Below are 15,282 nucleotides of genomic sequence, written 5' to 3' on the forward strand. Positions count from 1 at the left end.
TATGCCACGCAAGGGCCCCGCACCCAAGCGTCCGCTGATCAACGACCCGGTCTACGGGTCCCCGCTGGTCACTCAGCTGGTCAACAAGATCCTGCTGGACGGCAAGAAGTCCACCGCCGAGCGCATCGTCTACGGCGCGCTGGAGCAGGCGCGCGACAAGACCGGCACCGATCCGGTCGTCACCCTCAAGCGCGCGCTGGACAACGTCAAGCCCGCCCTCGAGGTGAAGCCCCGCCGCGTCGGTGGCGCCACCTACCAGGTGCCCGTCGAGGTCCGGCCCGGCCGTTCCAACACGCTGGCCCTGCGCTGGCTGGTCAACTACTCCCGCGCCCGCCGCGAGAAGACCATGGTCGAGCGTCTCGCCAACGAGCTGCTCGATGCCAGCAATGGTCTCGGTGCCTCGGTGAAGCGTCGTGAGGACACCCACAAGATGGCCGAGTCGAACCGGGCCTTCGCGCACTACCGCTGGTGACGTCTGCCCGGCCCGTTGTTTCGGGTCGGGAGGCACAGTCGGCCGCGGCGGCAACATGCCGCAGTCGGCGTTGAACAGAGACGACCACAGGGTCGTCCCCGAAAATCCCATCTAGCTACGAGCGGGGAAGATTTCCGTGGCACAGGACGTGCTCACCGACCTGAACAAGGTCCGCAACATCGGCATCATGGCCCACATTGATGCGGGCAAGACGACCACAACTGAACGCATCCTCTTCTACACCGGCATCACCTACAAGATCGGTGAAGTCCACGATGGCGCAGCCACCATGGACTGGATGGAGCAGGAGCAGGAGCGTGGTATCACCATCACCTCCGCGGCTACCACGTGCTTCTGGAAAGACAACCAGATCAACATCATCGACACCCCCGGGCACGTCGACTTCACCGTTGAGGTGGAGCGGTCGCTGCGCGTGCTCGACGGCGCCGTTGCGGTGTTCGACGGCAAGGAAGGCGTCGAGCCGCAGTCCGAGCAGGTGTGGCGTCAGGCCGACAAGTACGACGTGCCGCGAATCTGCTTCGTCAACAAGATGGACAAGCTCGGCGCGGACTTCTACTTCACCGTGCAGACCATCAAGGACCGTCTCGGTGCCAAGCCGCTGGTCATTCAGCTGCCGATCGGCGCCGAGAACGACTTCGAGGGCATCGTCGACCTGGTCGAGATGAACGCGAAGGTCTGGAAGGGCGAGACGAAGCTCGGCGAAGAGTACGAGATCGTCGAGATCCCGGCCGACCTGGCCGACCAGGCGGAGATCTACCGCCAGGAGCTGCTGGAGACGGTCGCGGAGTCCGACGAGGCCCTGCTGGAGAAGCACTTCAGCGGCGAAGAGCTGACGATCGACGAGATCAAGGCCGCCATCCGCAAGATGACGGTCAGCTCCGAGCTCTACCCGGTGCTGTGTGGTTCCGCGTTCAAGAACAAGGGCGTGCAGCCCATGCTCGACGCGGTCATCGACTACCTGCCCTCGCCGCTGGACGTGGAGGCCACCACCGGCCACGTGCCCGGCAAGGAAGACGAGCTGCTGACCCGCAAGCCGAGCGTCGACGAGCCGTTCTCGGCGCTGGCGTTCAAGATCGCGGTGCACCCGTTCTTCGGTGAGCTCACCTACGTGCGCGTGTACTCGGGTCAGGTCGCCTCCGGTGCCCAGGTCGTCAACTCGACCAAGGGCAAGAAGGAGCGTCTGGGCAAGCTGTTCCAGATGCACTCCAACAAGGAGATGCCGGTCACGACCGCGTCTGCCGGTCACATCTACGCCGTGATCGGTCTGAAGGACACCACCACCGGTGACACCCTCAGTGACGCGCAGAACCAGGTCGTGCTCGAGTCCATGACCTTCCCGGACCCGGTCATCGAGGTCTCGATCGAGCCCAAGACCAAGTCCGACCAGGAGAAGCTCGGCACCGCGATCCAGAAGCTGGCGCGCGAAGACCCGACGTTCTCGGTCAAGCTCGACCAGGAGACCGGCCAGACCGTCATCGGCGGCATGGGCGAGCTCCACCTCGACATCCTCGTCGACCGCATGCGGCGCGAGTTCAAGGTCGAGGCGAACGTCGGCAAGCCGCAGGTGGCCTACCGCGAGACGATCACCAAGAAGGTCGAGAAGCTCGAGTTCACCCACAAGAAGCAGACGGGTGGCTCCGGCCAGTTCGCGAAGGTCATCATCGCCATCGAGCCGTTCGTCGGCGAAGACGGCGCGACCTACGAGTTCGAGAACAAGGTCTCGGGTGGTCGCGTTCCGCGCGAGTACATCCCTTCGGTGGACGCCGGTGCGCAGGATGCCATGCAGTACGGTGTGCTCGCGGGCTACCCGCTGGTGAACCTGAAGATGATCCTGCTCGACGGCGCCTACCACGACGTCGACTCGTCGGAAATGGCGTTCAAGATCGCCGGCTCCCAGGCACTGAAGGAAGCGGCTCGTAAGGCCGGTCCGGTGATCCTCGAGCCGCTGATGGCGGTCGAGGTCATCACGCCCGAGGACTACATGGGCGAAGTGATCGGCGACCTGAACTCCCGCCGTGGCCAGATTCAGGCCATGGAGGAACGCAGTGGTGCCCGTGTCGTCAAGGCGCTGGTTCCGCTCTCGGAGATGTTCGGCTACATCGGTGACCTGCGGTCGAAGACCCAGGGCCGGGCGAACTACTCCATGGTGTTCAACTCGTACGCGGAGGTTCCGGCCAACGTGTCGAAGGAGATCATCGCCAAGGCGACCGGCGAGTAATACCGATGTCGGGGCAGGTGTAAGACTTGCCCCACATCTGCCGGGAGTCAGCACGACCCCAGTAATAACCGCACTGCTGCAACTGCACGCACCAACAAGTCCAGGAGGACACCACAGTGGCGAAGGCGAAGTTCGAGCGGACGAAGCCGCACGTCAACATCGGCACCATCGGTCACGTCGACCACGGCAAGACCACGCTGACTGCAGCGATCACCAAGGTGCTGGCTGACAAGTACCCGGATCTGAACGCCGCGTTCGCGTTCGATCAGATCGACAAGGCGCCGGAGGAGAAGGCTCGTGGTATCACGATCAACATCTCCCACGTCGAGTACCAGACGGAGAAGCGCCACTACGCGCACGTAGACGCTCCGGGTCACGCCGACTACATCAAGAACATGATCACCGGTGCGGCGCAGATGGACGGTGCCATCCTCGTGGTCGCCGCGACCGACGGCCCGATGCCGCAGACCCGCGAGCACGTGCTGCTCGCCCGTCAGGTCGGCGTGCCCTACATCCTGGTCGCGCTGAACAAGTCGGACATGGTCGACGACGAGGAAATCCTCGAGCTCGTCGAGATGGAGGTCCGCGAACTGCTGGCCGCCCAGGAGTTCGACGAGGACGCGCCGGTCGTGCGTGTCTCCGGTCTGAAGGCGCTCGAGGGCGACCCGAAGTGGACCGAGTCGATCGTTGAGCTGATGAACGCTGTCGACGAGTCGATCCCGGACCCGGTCCGCGACACCGAGAAGCCGTTCCTGATGCCGGTCGAGGACGTGTTCACGATCACCGGTCGTGGCACCGTCGTCACCGGTCGCGTCGAGCGCGGCATCGTCAACGTGAACGAGGAAGTCGAGATCGTCGGCATCAAGCCGACCTCGACCAAGACCACGGTCACCGGTATCGAGATGTTCCGCAAGCTGCTCGACCAGGGCCAGGCCGGCGACAACGTCGGTCTGCTGGTTCGTGGCATCAAGCGCGAAGATGTCGAGCGCGGCCAGGTCATCGTGAAGCCGGGCACCACCACCCCGCACACCGAGTTCGAGGGCCAGGCCTACATCCTGTCCAAGGACGAGGGCGGCCGGCACACGCCGTTCTTCAACAACTACCGTCCCCAGTTCTACTTCCGTACGACTGACGTGACGGGCGTTGTGACCCTCCCCGAGGGCACCGAGATGGTCATGCCGGGCGACAACACCGAAATGTCGGTCGTGCTGATCCAGCCGATCGCCATGGAAGAGGGCCTGCGTTTCGCGATCCGTGAAGGTGGCCGCACCGTCGGCGCCGTTCGGCGTTTCGGGCCTAGTTTTCTTTGCCGGGCTTGATGGGGTCGATGTGGAGGAGGAGGTAGGCGGGTTTTATGCAGGCTTCCGCGGTGAAGGGCTTGGTTACTGCGGTTGGTTGGTTCGGGGGGTGGATGAGTAGGTATTGGGCTGGGGCTCGTTCGCAGTCGTAGTTGCCGGCTTGGGAGTAGCGGAGGATGGCGTGGGCCGACTCGGTGGGGGCGACGGTGACCGGTGCGGGTGTGGCGGGGGCGGTGTTGTCCGGTTCGGCTTCCGGGCCGAGTGGGGCCGGAGGGTTGCCTGCGGCGAGGGAGACGGCGGGGTAGCCGGATAGGGCGCAGGGGGTGGGGCCGGTGTTGGTGAAGATGATGGGGACGTAGATGGAGCCTGCGGCTCCGCCCTGTTGGCCGAGGGAGACGGTGAGATCACCTGAGGCGCAAAGGGGTACGCCGTCGGGTGCGGCAACGACCGAGGTAGTCGGTGTGGTGGCGACGGTCGGCGTCCGGTGGCTGGACGCCGCCGCGGGTGGGGTGGTGGCCGTGGTCGATGAGTCCGGCGAGGAGGATCCGCATGCGGTCAGGGGGAGGGCCGCAGCGAGGATGACCAATGCAGTGCCGCGCATGTGGTCACCCTAGTCCTGTTCGCCGGGTTTCCAATGGGTTCGTTCCAGTGTCAGCAGCTGAAGGATCGGCCGACGGATACCTCTCGCTCCGCAGCCGGCACTTCCTTGAGGCAGCCGAAGGGGACGATGCCGTCGTCGCTCATCTGCACGCCGGTCCTGGTGGACGGGTTGACGCAGGTGAGGCCGCTGGTCGCGATGCGGCAGACGTAGTTGCCGATGGTGAGCTTGCTGTCGTACGGCAGGGTCTGTCCGTCGCCGTGGATGAAAAGGCCTGGGTCGCCGCGGAATTGGCCGACCGACAGGCGCTGGCCCGCGTAGTTGACGTAGCCGCCGTCCCAGTTTCCGAAACCGTCGCCGGGCTTCGGGATCGGGTTCTTCAGTTTTACTACACAGACGAGTCCGTCGATCTGATACTCGGTTCCGGTGATGCAGCTGATCTTTCCGGAGGGACTGATGAAGGCGATGTCGCTCTTCAAGTCGGCGGCGGCGCCGGAGCCGGTGCTCGCGGAATGGTAATGGCTCGCATCGGCGGCGCTGCCCGCCTGCGCCCAGCTGATCCGGTCCTTGAGCTGGCTTTCCGGGCTCTGCGGGGTCGACGAGGCAGGCGTCGAGATCGACGTGACCGGCGGTTGGTCCGGGGAGGGCTGTGGCCGACCCGAGGTGGATTGGGAGCAGGCGCTCAGCATCAGGATTAAGGCAGCGAGTGCCGCGATTCGCATGGCCACCACACTAGTCGTTGTGTCGCAACAGAATCCGGTGGTGGTTCGGCCGCGAGGTGATTCGATGACCGCAGAGGTCATCGCGGAGCGGCCATCCACTCCGTTAGCGTCGGAAACGAGAACAAGACCAGACGATTCGGAGAACGCATGCGTAAGTCCAGCCTCGCCACCGAGCTCGCCGTCACTTCGGGCGCGCTGCGCCACGGGATGCCCTACCTCGCGATGGGTGCCGGACGACCGCTGGTGTTCCTGCGCTGGTTCACGCCGGACCACGCGAATCCGCGCGGGTGGATGCGCGACTCGGAGATCGCCATGCTGGCGCCGTTGGCCCGGCACTTCCGGGTGTACGCGGTCGGCCGGGCGCCGGGCATGGCCATGGGCACCACGATGGCCGATATCGCGACCGAGCACGCGGACGCGTTGCGCGCCGAGTTCGGTGCAGCGGTGGATGTGCTCGGCGTCTCGTCGGGCGGATCGATTGCCCTGCAACTCGCGGCCGACCACCCGTCCGCGGTCCGCCGCTTGATCATCGCCTCGTCCGGCTACCGGCTGGATCCCCTCGCCAAGGAGAGCCAGATCCGCTACGGCGAAGCGGCATTCGCAGGTCGCCGCGCACTCCATCTCATGGCATCGACCACCATCTCGTCGCCGCTGCTGGCCCGCGTCGCCGGTGCCGCCCTGTGGTTGATCGACCCGCTCGCTCGCCCGAAGAACCCCGCGGACACCCTCGCCTTCCTCCGCGCCGAAGACGCCTTCGACCTGTCCGGCCGCCTGGGCGAGATCACCGCACCCACCCTGGTCATCGGCGGCGAACGCGACGTGGCCTACAGCACCGAGAACTTCCGCTACACCGCCGACGGCATCCCCAACTCCCGCCTGCTCATCTACCCCGGCACCAGCCACGTCGGCGTCCTGAAGCACCCGCGCTTCGCCGCCGACGTCACCGAATTCCTCACGGCCGATTCCCCACTGAACTAGATCTCAGACCTTCGGTGTCGAAGTCCAATGCCCGGTGCGTCGGACACCTGCCGCGGCGTCGGCGGCAGCGCGGAGGCGTCTGATCAGATGTGCGGGATCGGCCAGGTCGGCCCAGGTCCAACGGACCACAATCCAGCCGAGGGCGCGCAACCGATCGTCGCGGTTCTGTTCCGTGGTCGCCCATTGCGTAGGCAGGTGAAACTCATTGTGTTGCTCGATCTTTTCGTCGAATTCACCGATGACGCCCAGATCGGCAAACAGGAAATCGACCCGCCCGACGCATACTTCGTCATCGGTAAAGATCCGGGCCTGCAATTCGGGCGCCGGTAACAAGCCCTGCTGAATTGCCACGCGGCTGCGGGATTCGCCGACACTCTCGCTGCGGCCGTCGAGGAAGTCGATCACCCGCGCAGCCTTTATCGATCCGCGTCGTCGCCGATGCGAGACCTGTTCGCGCAGTTCGTCCGCGGTGGTGAGGCCCTGCCGCAGCGCGCTGTCGCCGATCGCGACGGCTTGTTCGAAACTCGCCGAGCGCGCGATATCGATGACAGTCCTCGGCACGGTCGTGACGCGCAGCCCGTTGACGAGGGTGATCTCGTCCGGCGCCAGTAGCGCCGCATGCAGGATCAGCTGTCTCCTGATCCGCCCGCCGTTGCTTCGATTGCGCGTCACGTGCACCCGCTCCAGCGGCAACGACCAGGTGGGCAGCCCGTGAATGACCAGTGCCGAACAATGGCTCGCGACAGCATCATCCGACATCGCCGCGCAGGTGGCGAGAGCGAGTATCAGATGGCGGCCCGCCGGGGTGAGCTCTGGCTCCGGTGCGTTCAGGTAATGCCCGGCGCGTACTCGCCGCCACTGCCCGGAACGACAGAGCCGCTGCAATTCGCTATCGGATATCCCCGAGGCCAGTGCCTGGCGACGCGAGATCAGTTGCGGTGCATCCATACCCGCGATCCTGACCGAAGCCGCGGCCGGAAAACACCCACCACTCGCCGAATGTGGATAACACGCACCCTGTGGATAACTCGGATATCAGCCGAGCTGCGTCATCCCCGCGGCAACCACCTGGGCGACGTTGAGCAGGTCTTCAGCGGTGGGAATGGGCACGCCGTCCAGGGCATGCAGCCGGTCGGTGCTGGCAATGGCGAACATGGCCGAAACCCAGGCGGCGGCGCACGCGCGCAACGTACCGGGGCGGACCGGCACGGTCGCGCTCGCCTGCAATACGCGCGCGGTGACATCCAGTAATTGATCACGCAGCTGGCGCAATTGGCGACGCACGGCGGGATGGGTGTCGGCCTCGCGCCACATGATCACCCGCAGCACCGAGGAGTGATGGTCGCGCAGATTGAGCGCGGCATCGAGGGCCACCAGGCTGGCGGCCGGATCGCCCGGCGCGACCACGGTGTCGATGTCGTCGATCGGATGCGCCGGCACCCGTTCGTCCATCAGCGCCGACAGGATCGAATCCTTGGTCGGGAAATAGTAGAAGACAAGACCTTTCGGCACCCCGGCGGCACCCGCGATGGCGGCCGTCGCGGTGGCGTCGAATCCCTGTGCCGCGAAGAGTTTTTCGGCGGCGTCGAGGATGAGTTGCCGGGCGTCGCCGTCCACCTTCGCGCTGCGCCGCCGCCCGGCCCTCGGTTCCTTCCCCGGCCGCTGGGCTGCTGCCCGGCGACCGGGTTTCGGCATCTGCATCAGTGGTGTGTCGCCGCGCCGTGCAGACGTCCCGACACCGTCGGCAGCGCCGCTACCGCGACCACCGCCGTCACTATCCCGACTACCCATGCGGTCCAGGATGCGCCGCGGTAATCGGTGAAGTCCATCGCCCAGGGGGAAATGAACAGCAGTACGCCGAACAGACCCATCGCGTAGTCGGCGTTCGCGCCGAGTGCGGGCCGGTACATCTGCGCGAGGCCGGTGAGCGCGATCAGCACGCCGAGCACGACCAGTGACCACATCGCTTTGTCGGTGGTCTCCAACCACAGGGGTGACAGCGCGGCGAAGATTCCGAGCACTACTGCCAGGAAATCCTGTGCGCGGCTTTCGGTGAACATGGTGTGCCTCCTTGGGCTCAGGAATATGTCCTGTCTCTCGGTATAGACCTGATTGACCGCCCGATCAATATCGGAACGGCTACGATTGCACAGCGATTGCCGAGTGAGCGGGCTCACTCCGGCACTGAACCAAGCAGACGTTAGGGTGAGCTGCGTGGCACCTTCAGCAACAGATTCCGCGCCGATCGTGATCGTCGGCGCCGGGCTCGCCGGTCTGCGCACCGCCGAGGAACTGCGCCGCGCCGGATACGAGGGAGCGCTGATTCTGCTCGGCGACGAGTCCCGCCTGCCGTACGACCGGCCGCCGCTGTCCAAGCAGTTCGTCCGCGGCGAAACCGACGACACCACCCTGCGCCCCGCGGAGTTCTTCGCCGAGAAGCAGATCGACCTGCGCCTCGACACCGCGGCGACCGGCGTCGACACCGCCGCGCGCCGGGTACGCCTCGCCGACGGGTCGACCCTCGACTACGACCAACTGATCATCGCGACGGGCCTGCGCCCACGCCGCTTGCCGGGCCTGCCCGACCTGAAGGGCGTGCACGTGCTGCGCGGCCACGCCGACGCCGCCGCACTGCGCGCCGAATTGGCCGAGGCCACAACGGCACTCGTGGTCGGCGCCGGTTTCATCGGCTGTGAACTGGCGGCCAGCTTCCGCACCCGCGGCGTCCCGGTAGTACTGGTCGAGCCACAGCCGACCCCGCTCGCCTCGGTGCTCGGCGAGCAAGTCGGCGCGCTGGTCGCCAGGATGCACCGCGAAGAAGGCGTCGATCTGCGCTGCGGCACCGGCCTGCACACCCTGCTGGCCGACGGCGACCGGGTGCGCGGCGCCGTGCTCTCCGACGGCACCGAGGTCGCGGCCGACCTGGTGGTGATCGGCGTCGGCTCGCGCCCCGTCACCGAATGGCTCGCCGATTCCGGCATCGCCCTCGCCGACCCGGCGGCGGGCGGCGGGATCGTGGCCGACGAGGTGGGTCGCACCTCGGCCGAACGGGTCTGGGCGGTCGGCGACGTGGCCGCCTGGCTGCACCAGGCCGGCCACCGCAAGCGGATCGAACACTGGACCAACGCGGGCGAGCAGGCTCGCCTGGTTGCTTGCGCATTGCTCGGCGCCGCTGCGCCGACCGCGGCCAGGGTGCCGTACTTCTGGAGCGACCAGTACGAGGTGAAGATCCAAGCCCTCGGCACGCCGACCGCCACCGACGACGTGCACCTCGTCGTCGACGAGGGCCGCAAATTCCTCGCCTATTACGCCAAGGACGGCAAGCTCACCGGCGTCGTCGGCGCGGGCATGACGGCCGGGGTGATGAAGACCAGGGCCAAGATCGCCGCGGGCGCTCCGGTGTCGGAACTGCTCACCCCGAGCTGAGTTCGCCACGCGCTCCGGCCCCGTCGGCCGGTGCCGCGGCGGCCGTCGTGGCCCGTCGAACCGCTGCCGCGCAAATCGCGTCGAGGCACTGTAATACGGTTGTCTCTGTGATCGTCGCGCTCATCGATTCGGGGCTCGGGCTGCTGCCCACTTCCGCTTGGCTGCGCAAGCTGCGGCCGGACGTGGATCTGCTGCTGCAATTGGACCCCGACGGCGCACCGTGGGGACCCAAGCCGGACCGGTGGACGATCAACCGCGTGGTCGAAACCGCCCGCACATCGATCGAGCTGGGCGCGGAGGTGATCGTGATTCCGTGCAACACGGCAAGCGTCACCGCCTTGGAACATGTGCGGGTGGAAGTCGGTCCCGACGTGCCGGTTATCGGTACCGTGCCGGCGATCAAACCCGCGGCCGCCGTCTGTCGCTCGGTGGCCGTCTGGGCGACCGCGGCGACCACCGCCAGCCGGTACCAGGCGGATCTGATCGCCAAGTTCGGCGGCGACGCGGACGTGGTCGGCGTGGCCTGCCACGGCCTGGCGGACTCGATCGATCGCGGCGACCTGGTCGCGGCCCGTGAATCCATCGCCCGCGCCGTCGAGCAGACCCCCGACGATGTCGAAGGCGTAGTGCTCGGCTGTACCCACTATCCGCTGGTGATCGACTCGATCGTCGCCGCGCTGCCCGACGGTGTCCGCCTCTTCGACAGCGCGCAAGCCGTTGCCGCACAGACCATCCGGCGGATGGACGCGCTCGGCCGGCCCACTCCCGGCAATGGTGCGGTGATCGTGCGCAACAGCGGACGCCCGGGCGTGCTGCCCGCCAGCGCCGCCAGCTTCGAATCCGGCCGAATCCTGGGCGCCCAGGCGTGAAGTGCCGCGTCCGAAGGGAGTTCGCTCGATGACCGAGGCCGCGCTCACCGCCGCGGACGTGCGGGCGGCCTTGCGCGCGGTCGCGAATCCCGCGGACGCGATCCATCTACAGCGGTTCTTCAAGACCAGGCCGGGGGAGTACGGCGCGGGCGACGTCTTCATCGGCGTGCGGGTACCGACGAGCCGAGGTATCGCGAAACGCTTTGCGGCGCTGTCGCTCGACGAGATCGACGCACTGCTGGACAGTCCCGTGCACGAAGACCGGTTCGCCGGACTGATCATCCTCAACGCCAGGTTCGCCAAGGCGTCCAAGCCGAAGACCTTCGACGACGCGGCCCGCGCGGAGATGGTCGAGCGCTATTTGGCCGCCGTGCGCCGAGGTCGGGTGAACAACTGGGACCTGGTCGACGCGTCCGCCGAAAACATCGTCGGCCCATGGCTATTGGACAAGCCGCGCGACCTGCTCTTCGACCTGGCCGCCGCGGAATCGTTGTGGGAGCGCCGCGTTGCGCTGCTGTCCACCTTCGCGTTCATCAAATCCGGCGACGCCACAACCACTTTCGAACTGTCCGAGCGCCTGCTCGACGACCGCCGCGACCTCATCCAGAAGGCGCTCGGCTGGATGCTGCGCGAGGTCGGCAAACGCATCGATCAGCGGTTGCTCACCACCTTCCTCGACAAGCACGCCGCCGACCTCGGCCGTACCGCCCTCAGCTACGCCACCGAGCACCTCGACGCCGCTGTCCGGGCGCACTACCGCGCGCAGTAACTCGCTTCCCGCGCACGATCCATCCAGCAATTCCGTGCGCGGCAAGCGAACCGGCGCGCGGCTCAGAATTGGATCTTGAGGTGATCTGTCACCGGATGTGCCTGGCAGCCGAGGATGTAGCCGTTCTCGATGTCCTCCGGGTCGAGGATCTCGGCATTGTCCATTTCGACCTTGCCCTCGAGCACCGTGCACGCGCACGAACCGCATTCGCCCTCCTGGCAGGAGTACGGCACGTCGAGTCCCTTGGCCAGCATGATGTCCACCAGCGTCTGCTTGCGCGGCCACTTCAGCTCGTGCACCTCGCCGTCGAGTTCCACCTCGACCGTCGCCGCGCCGGCCGCCTCCTCGTCGGACACTTCGACCGGCGTCTGATCCGCGAACGGGTCTCCGGCAAGGGAATTGAACACCTCGGCGTGCGTGCGCGAGCGCGGCACGCCGAGCTGACCGAGCGCGTCGTGCACCCGATCCATGAACGGCTTCGGCCCGCACATGAACGCCTCGTAGCCCTGGTACGGGGCGACCAGGGTGGCCAGCGCGTCGGCGGTCGGCAGACCCTGCAGGTATTCCAGCCAGTGGATCACGGTCAGCCGCTGCGGATGCTTGTCCGCCAGCTCGCGCAGTTCGGCGGCGAAGATCACCGATTCGTGGTCCCGATTGGCGTACACCAACACGATTCGGCCGTTGCCGCGCGCGAGCGCTGACTTCAGGATCGACATCACCGGCGTGATGCCGCTGCCCGCGCCGAACAGCAGCAGATCCGCGTCCAGGTCCTTGGGCGTGAAAACGCCTGAGGGCGGCAGGACTTCGAGCGAGTCGCCCGCTTTCAGGTTGTCGCACAACCAGTTCGAGCCGTAGCCTTCGGCGGTCCGCTTGACGGTGACCTTCGGCTGATCATCGGTGAACGGCGAGCTGGCCAGCGAATAGCAGCGCGCCACCGAGCCGGTCCGCTCGCTGGGGATGCGCAGGGTGAGAAACTGGCCGGGGTGGTAGCGAAACCGCTCGGACATCTCGTCGGGGACATCGAAGACCAGCGAGCAGGTATCGGCCGTTTCGGTGATGACCGCGGCAACCCGCAGCACCACGGAACGCGAGCCGTGTGGAACCTCGACTGTGGTCATGTCGTCCTCTCGAACCAGGCCGGGCCGCCGCACCGCGCCAAAACTAGAACGTGTTTCAGTTTTATCGTACGTCGGACTCCGGCTGCCGGACAAGCTGAGCCTCCAGACCGGAGATCAGCACCTCCATGCCGAAGTCGTAGGCGTACTTACCGCGCAGGTCGGCCATGTGCTTGGTGGCGCGCTCGACGGCTTCGGGCAGCGCGACGTCGGACAGCGGCGCGCGATCGCGCGGATTCACCCGGCTGCGGCCGAACAGGTAGGTGTGGATGGTGGCGTACGCGGCGAGCACGTTGCGATCGTTGAAGCCCGCCTCGAACAGGATCTCCATGATGGCAGCGATCAGGTCGAGTTGCTTGCCGAGCATCTGCTCGATCAGCACATCGCCGAGGCCGGGGTGCTTGCGCAGCTTGTCGTCGATCTGGTCGATCAGGTCGCGCAGCCTGCGCTGCCACGGGCCGGATTCCGCTGGTGGCGTGCGTACTCCGGTCAGCGCGGCGGTGGCGACGAGGTCGAGCAGCTCGCGCTTGTCCGCGACGTAGTAGTACGGCGCCATCGGCGAGACCCCGAGTTCCCGGGAGAGCCGTCGCATCGACAGCTTCTCCACGCCGTCCTCGCGGACCACCCGCAGCGCGGCCTCGACGATCTCGGACTCCGACAGGGTGTTGCCGCCTCCGCTCGCCTGCATTCGTCCGACTCCCATGCCACCTCTACCACCGCGGGCGCGTGTCGCCCGTCACGTCCTGTTCAGCTGCTTTCCATCCGAAGTCTAGAGGGCGTGGCTCTGGCTGGTTCGCTGTGCGTTCGACTGGGCGGAACCACGGACCTGCAATATTCGATCTGGTCGAGTGCTGGAGGGCCGTCTTTGTAGGCCTTGATCGAATAAACGCGGAGGAACAGGTTCCATTTTGTCAGCGAATGACGTTATCGTGTGATCGCGGCCACGATCGGGTGGTCGCGGTCACGGATCGCTCGCTCGGAGGTAGAGATGCCGGAATACGGATCCAACGGACACGCCGACACCGACCACTCGGGAACGGTCGGCACAGTCGAGGCACACGAGGACGCCACACCGCTGATCGAGGAGACCCTCATCGAAGAGGTGTCCATCGACGGCATGTGCGGCGTTTACTGACAGGCGGTGGAGACCATGCTCGATCTCGATACCCGATGGCAGCTGCATCCGAGGGTGGCCCTGCGGCCGGAACCGTTCGGTGCGCTGCTCTACCACTTCGGCACCCGCAAGCTCTCCTTCCTGAAGAGCCCGCGGATCGTCGAGATCGTGCGGTCGTTGCCTGCGCACACCTCGGCCCGCACGGCGATACAGGCGGCGGGCGTCTCCGGCGCCAACGTCGCGCAGTACGTGAAAGCGCTGACCCAGCTTGTCGATTCCGACATGATCGTCGGTGCGCCCGCCGATGCTCCGCTGGCGCCCGCCGCCGTGCGCACCGCGCCCGCGCCGTCGACGGCGGGGGTGGTCCCGCCGTCCGACGCGGCGGTGCGTCTGGTCGATCGGTTCGAAAGCGGTTTGGCCGCACCGATTTGCCTCACCTGGGAACTCACCTACGCCTGCAACCTGTCGTGCGTGCACTGCCTGTCCTCGTCCGGTCGCCGCGATCCGCGGGAGCTGAGCACCGAGCAGTGCAAGGCGCTGATCGACGAGTTCGAGCGCATGCAGATCTTCTACGTGAACATCGGCGGCGGCGAACCGACGGTGCGCCCGGACTTCTGGGAGCTGGTCGACTACGCGACGGCACACCACGTCGGAGTGAAGTTCTCCACCAACGGAGTTCGGATCACCCCGGAGGTGGCCGCGCGGCTGGCCGCGAGTGACTATGTCGACGTACAGATTTCGCTGGACGGCGCCGACGCCGCGGTGAACGACGCGGTGCGCGGTCCCGGCTCCTACGACATGGCCATCCGCGCGCTGGAAAACCTTGCGGCAGCGGGCTTCCGCGACGCGAAGGTATCCGTCGTGGCGACCAGGCACAATATCGGCCAGCTCGACGAGTTCCGGGCCATCGCCGAAAAGTACGGCGCCACCTTGCGATTGACCAGGCTGCGCCCGTCCGGCCGCGGCGCGGACGTGTGGGACGACCTGCATCCGACCCAGGAGCAGCAGCGGGTGCTCTACGACTGGCTGGTGCGCAACGGCGACGGCGTACTCACCGGTGACTCGTTCTTCCACCTGTCCGCGTTCGGCCAGGCGCTGCCCGGTTTGAACATGTGCGGGGCGGGCCGGGTGGTCTGCCTGGTCGATCCGCTCGGCGATGTGTACGCCTGCCCGTTCGCCATCCATGACCGGTTCCACGCCGGAAATGTGGTGTCGGACGGCGGTTTTCGCGCGGTCTGGCACGACTCGGCGCTGTTCGCGGAACTGCGTGAGCCGAGCGGCGGCGGCGCGTGCGCGTCGTGCAGCCACTACGACTCCTGCCGCGGCGGCTGCATGGCGGCCAAGTTCTTCACCGGCCTGCCCGCCGACGGGCCCGACCCGGAATGCGTCCAGGGCTACGGCGAGGCGGCGCTGGCCGACACCGCGCGGTTGATCCCGCGCTCGTCGGTCGACCACTCCCGGCGGGTGACGCCGCGGGCGGGTGCGCGCAAACCCGCGCCGGTGCCACTGACACTGTCCGTGACGCGCCCGAGCGTATTTCCGCCTGTTCGTCCGCCGGCTCGGGCCTGTGACGAGAACCCGCTCGCCTGATGTCATGGGAGTAGCCAGTCGGATGCTGCTAGTCGCGCGGCGGTCGCCTCCCGGTTCCGACCGGCCGGTTGCCGTCGCGTTGCCGGATGCTG

Annotated in this window: 16 protein-coding genes; 9 read left to right on the forward strand and 7 right to left on the reverse strand. The window is 66.7% G+C overall.

Translation table 11 applies throughout. The annotated features are described in order from the left end of the window. The first annotated feature begins 1 nt into the window (after position 1). The 3 genes from rpsG (at position 2) to tuf (ending at position 4,030) form a co-directional block, all read left to right on the forward strand. Positions 2–472, forward strand: a complete 471-nt coding sequence (rpsG, locus tag ACFWF1_RS19075; RefSeq protein ID WP_150399709.1) for a 30S ribosomal protein S7 — start codon at positions 2–4, stop codon at positions 470–472. Between the two features lie 136 nt (positions 473–608). Continuing rightward, positions 609–2,711, forward strand: a complete 2,103-nt coding sequence (gene fusA, locus ACFWF1_RS19080; RefSeq protein WP_379291846.1) for an elongation factor G — start codon at positions 609–611, stop codon at positions 2,709–2,711. A 116-nt stretch (positions 2,712–2,827) separates the two neighbouring features. Next, entirely contained in the window at positions 2,828–4,030 is a 1,203-nt protein-coding gene (gene tuf / locus ACFWF1_RS19085; protein ID WP_379322195.1) for an elongation factor Tu, read from the forward strand. Here tuf and ACFWF1_RS19090 read toward each other — a convergent pair. Then, positions 4,008–4,610 (reverse strand): DUF4232 domain-containing protein, encoded by a 603-nt coding sequence (locus tag ACFWF1_RS19090; protein WP_379291847.1) that lies wholly within the window; start codon positions 4,608–4,610, stop codon positions 4,008–4,010. The genes tuf and ACFWF1_RS19090 overlap by 23 nt on opposite strands. 50 nt (positions 4,611–4,660) lie before the next feature. After that, positions 4,661–5,329, reverse strand: a complete 669-nt coding sequence (locus ACFWF1_RS19095; protein ID WP_379291848.1) for a hypothetical protein — start codon at positions 5,327–5,329, stop codon at positions 4,661–4,663. 147 nt (positions 5,330–5,476) lie between these two features. Between ACFWF1_RS19095 and ACFWF1_RS19100 the strand changes: the two genes are divergently transcribed. Beyond that, complete coding sequence (locus ACFWF1_RS19100) at positions 5,477–6,307, forward strand: alpha/beta fold hydrolase (RefSeq protein WP_379291849.1); 831 nt, start codon at positions 5,477–5,479, stop codon at positions 6,305–6,307. Positions 6,308–6,310: 3 nt separating this feature from the next. Here ACFWF1_RS19100 and ACFWF1_RS19105 read toward each other — a convergent pair whose 3' ends face one another. From ACFWF1_RS19105 to ACFWF1_RS19115, 3 genes are all read right to left on the reverse strand, one after another. Then, positions 6,311–7,255, reverse strand: coding sequence for a hypothetical protein (locus ACFWF1_RS19105; protein ID WP_379291850.1), 945 nt, complete (start codon positions 7,253–7,255; stop codon positions 6,311–6,313). Positions 7,256–7,342: 87 nt separating this feature from the next. Continuing rightward, the gene (locus tag ACFWF1_RS19110; protein ID WP_379291851.1) at positions 7,343–8,008 is read right to left on the reverse strand and encodes a TetR/AcrR family transcriptional regulator; all 666 of its coding nucleotides are present in this window, start codon (positions 8,006–8,008) and stop codon (positions 7,343–7,345) included. Then, on the reverse strand, positions 8,008–8,367 hold the full coding sequence (locus tag ACFWF1_RS19115; protein ID WP_379291853.1) for an SPW repeat protein: 360 nt from the start codon (positions 8,365–8,367) through the stop codon (positions 8,008–8,010). The genes ACFWF1_RS19110 and ACFWF1_RS19115 overlap by 1 nt, the downstream gene beginning before the upstream one ends. 154 nt (positions 8,368–8,521) lie before the next feature. On the opposite strand from ACFWF1_RS19115, the gene ACFWF1_RS19120 reads away from it, so the two are divergent. The 3 genes from ACFWF1_RS19120 to ACFWF1_RS19130 all read left to right on the forward strand — a co-directional run bounded on the left by ACFWF1_RS19120 (position 8,522) and on the right by ACFWF1_RS19130 (position 11,371). Beyond that, positions 8,522–9,733, forward strand: a complete 1,212-nt coding sequence (locus ACFWF1_RS19120) for an NAD(P)/FAD-dependent oxidoreductase (RefSeq protein WP_379291855.1) — start codon at positions 8,522–8,524, stop codon at positions 9,731–9,733. Between the two features lie 107 nt (positions 9,734–9,840). Beyond that, positions 9,841–10,602: a glutamate racemase gene (locus tag ACFWF1_RS19125; RefSeq protein ID WP_379322196.1), complete on the forward strand. Its 762-nt coding sequence runs from the start codon at positions 9,841–9,843 to the stop codon at positions 10,600–10,602. Between the two features lie 28 nt (positions 10,603–10,630). Next, positions 10,631–11,371 carry a DNA alkylation repair protein gene (locus ACFWF1_RS19130; RefSeq protein WP_379281197.1) on the forward strand — a complete coding sequence of 247 codons (741 nt, stop codon included), beginning with the start codon at positions 10,631–10,633 and terminating at the stop codon, positions 11,369–11,371. Between the two features lie 62 nt (positions 11,372–11,433). Here the strand turns inward: ACFWF1_RS19130 and ACFWF1_RS19135 are convergent, their stop codons facing one another. Both ACFWF1_RS19135 and mftR2 read right to left on the reverse strand, forming a co-directional pair. Beyond that, on the reverse strand, positions 11,434–12,489 hold the full coding sequence (locus ACFWF1_RS19135; RefSeq protein ID WP_379281196.1) for a 2Fe-2S iron-sulfur cluster-binding protein: 1,056 nt from the start codon (positions 12,487–12,489) through the stop codon (positions 11,434–11,436). A gap of 61 nt (positions 12,490–12,550) precedes the next feature. Next, positions 12,551–13,174 carry a mycofactocin system transcriptional regulator MftR2 gene (gene mftR2, locus ACFWF1_RS19140; protein WP_379281195.1) on the reverse strand — a complete coding sequence of 208 codons (624 nt, stop codon included), beginning with the start codon at positions 13,172–13,174 and terminating at the stop codon, positions 12,551–12,553. A gap of 300 nt (positions 13,175–13,474) precedes the next feature. On the opposite strand from mftR2, the gene mftA reads away from it, so the two are divergent. Next, positions 13,475–13,621 (forward strand): mycofactocin precursor MftA, encoded by a 147-nt coding sequence (mftA, locus tag ACFWF1_RS19145; protein WP_357385684.1) that lies wholly within the window; start codon positions 13,475–13,477, stop codon positions 13,619–13,621. A 15-nt stretch (positions 13,622–13,636) separates the two neighbouring features. Beyond that, positions 13,637–15,190, forward strand: coding sequence for a mycofactocin radical SAM maturase (mftC, locus tag ACFWF1_RS19150; RefSeq protein ID WP_379281194.1), 1,554 nt, complete (start codon positions 13,637–13,639; stop codon positions 15,188–15,190). Positions 15,191–15,282 lie beyond the last annotated feature (92 nt).

The organism is Nocardia sp. NPDC060255 (genome assembly GCF_042727395.1).
Classification (GTDB): domain Bacteria; phylum Actinomycetota; class Actinomycetes; order Mycobacteriales; family Mycobacteriaceae; genus Nocardia.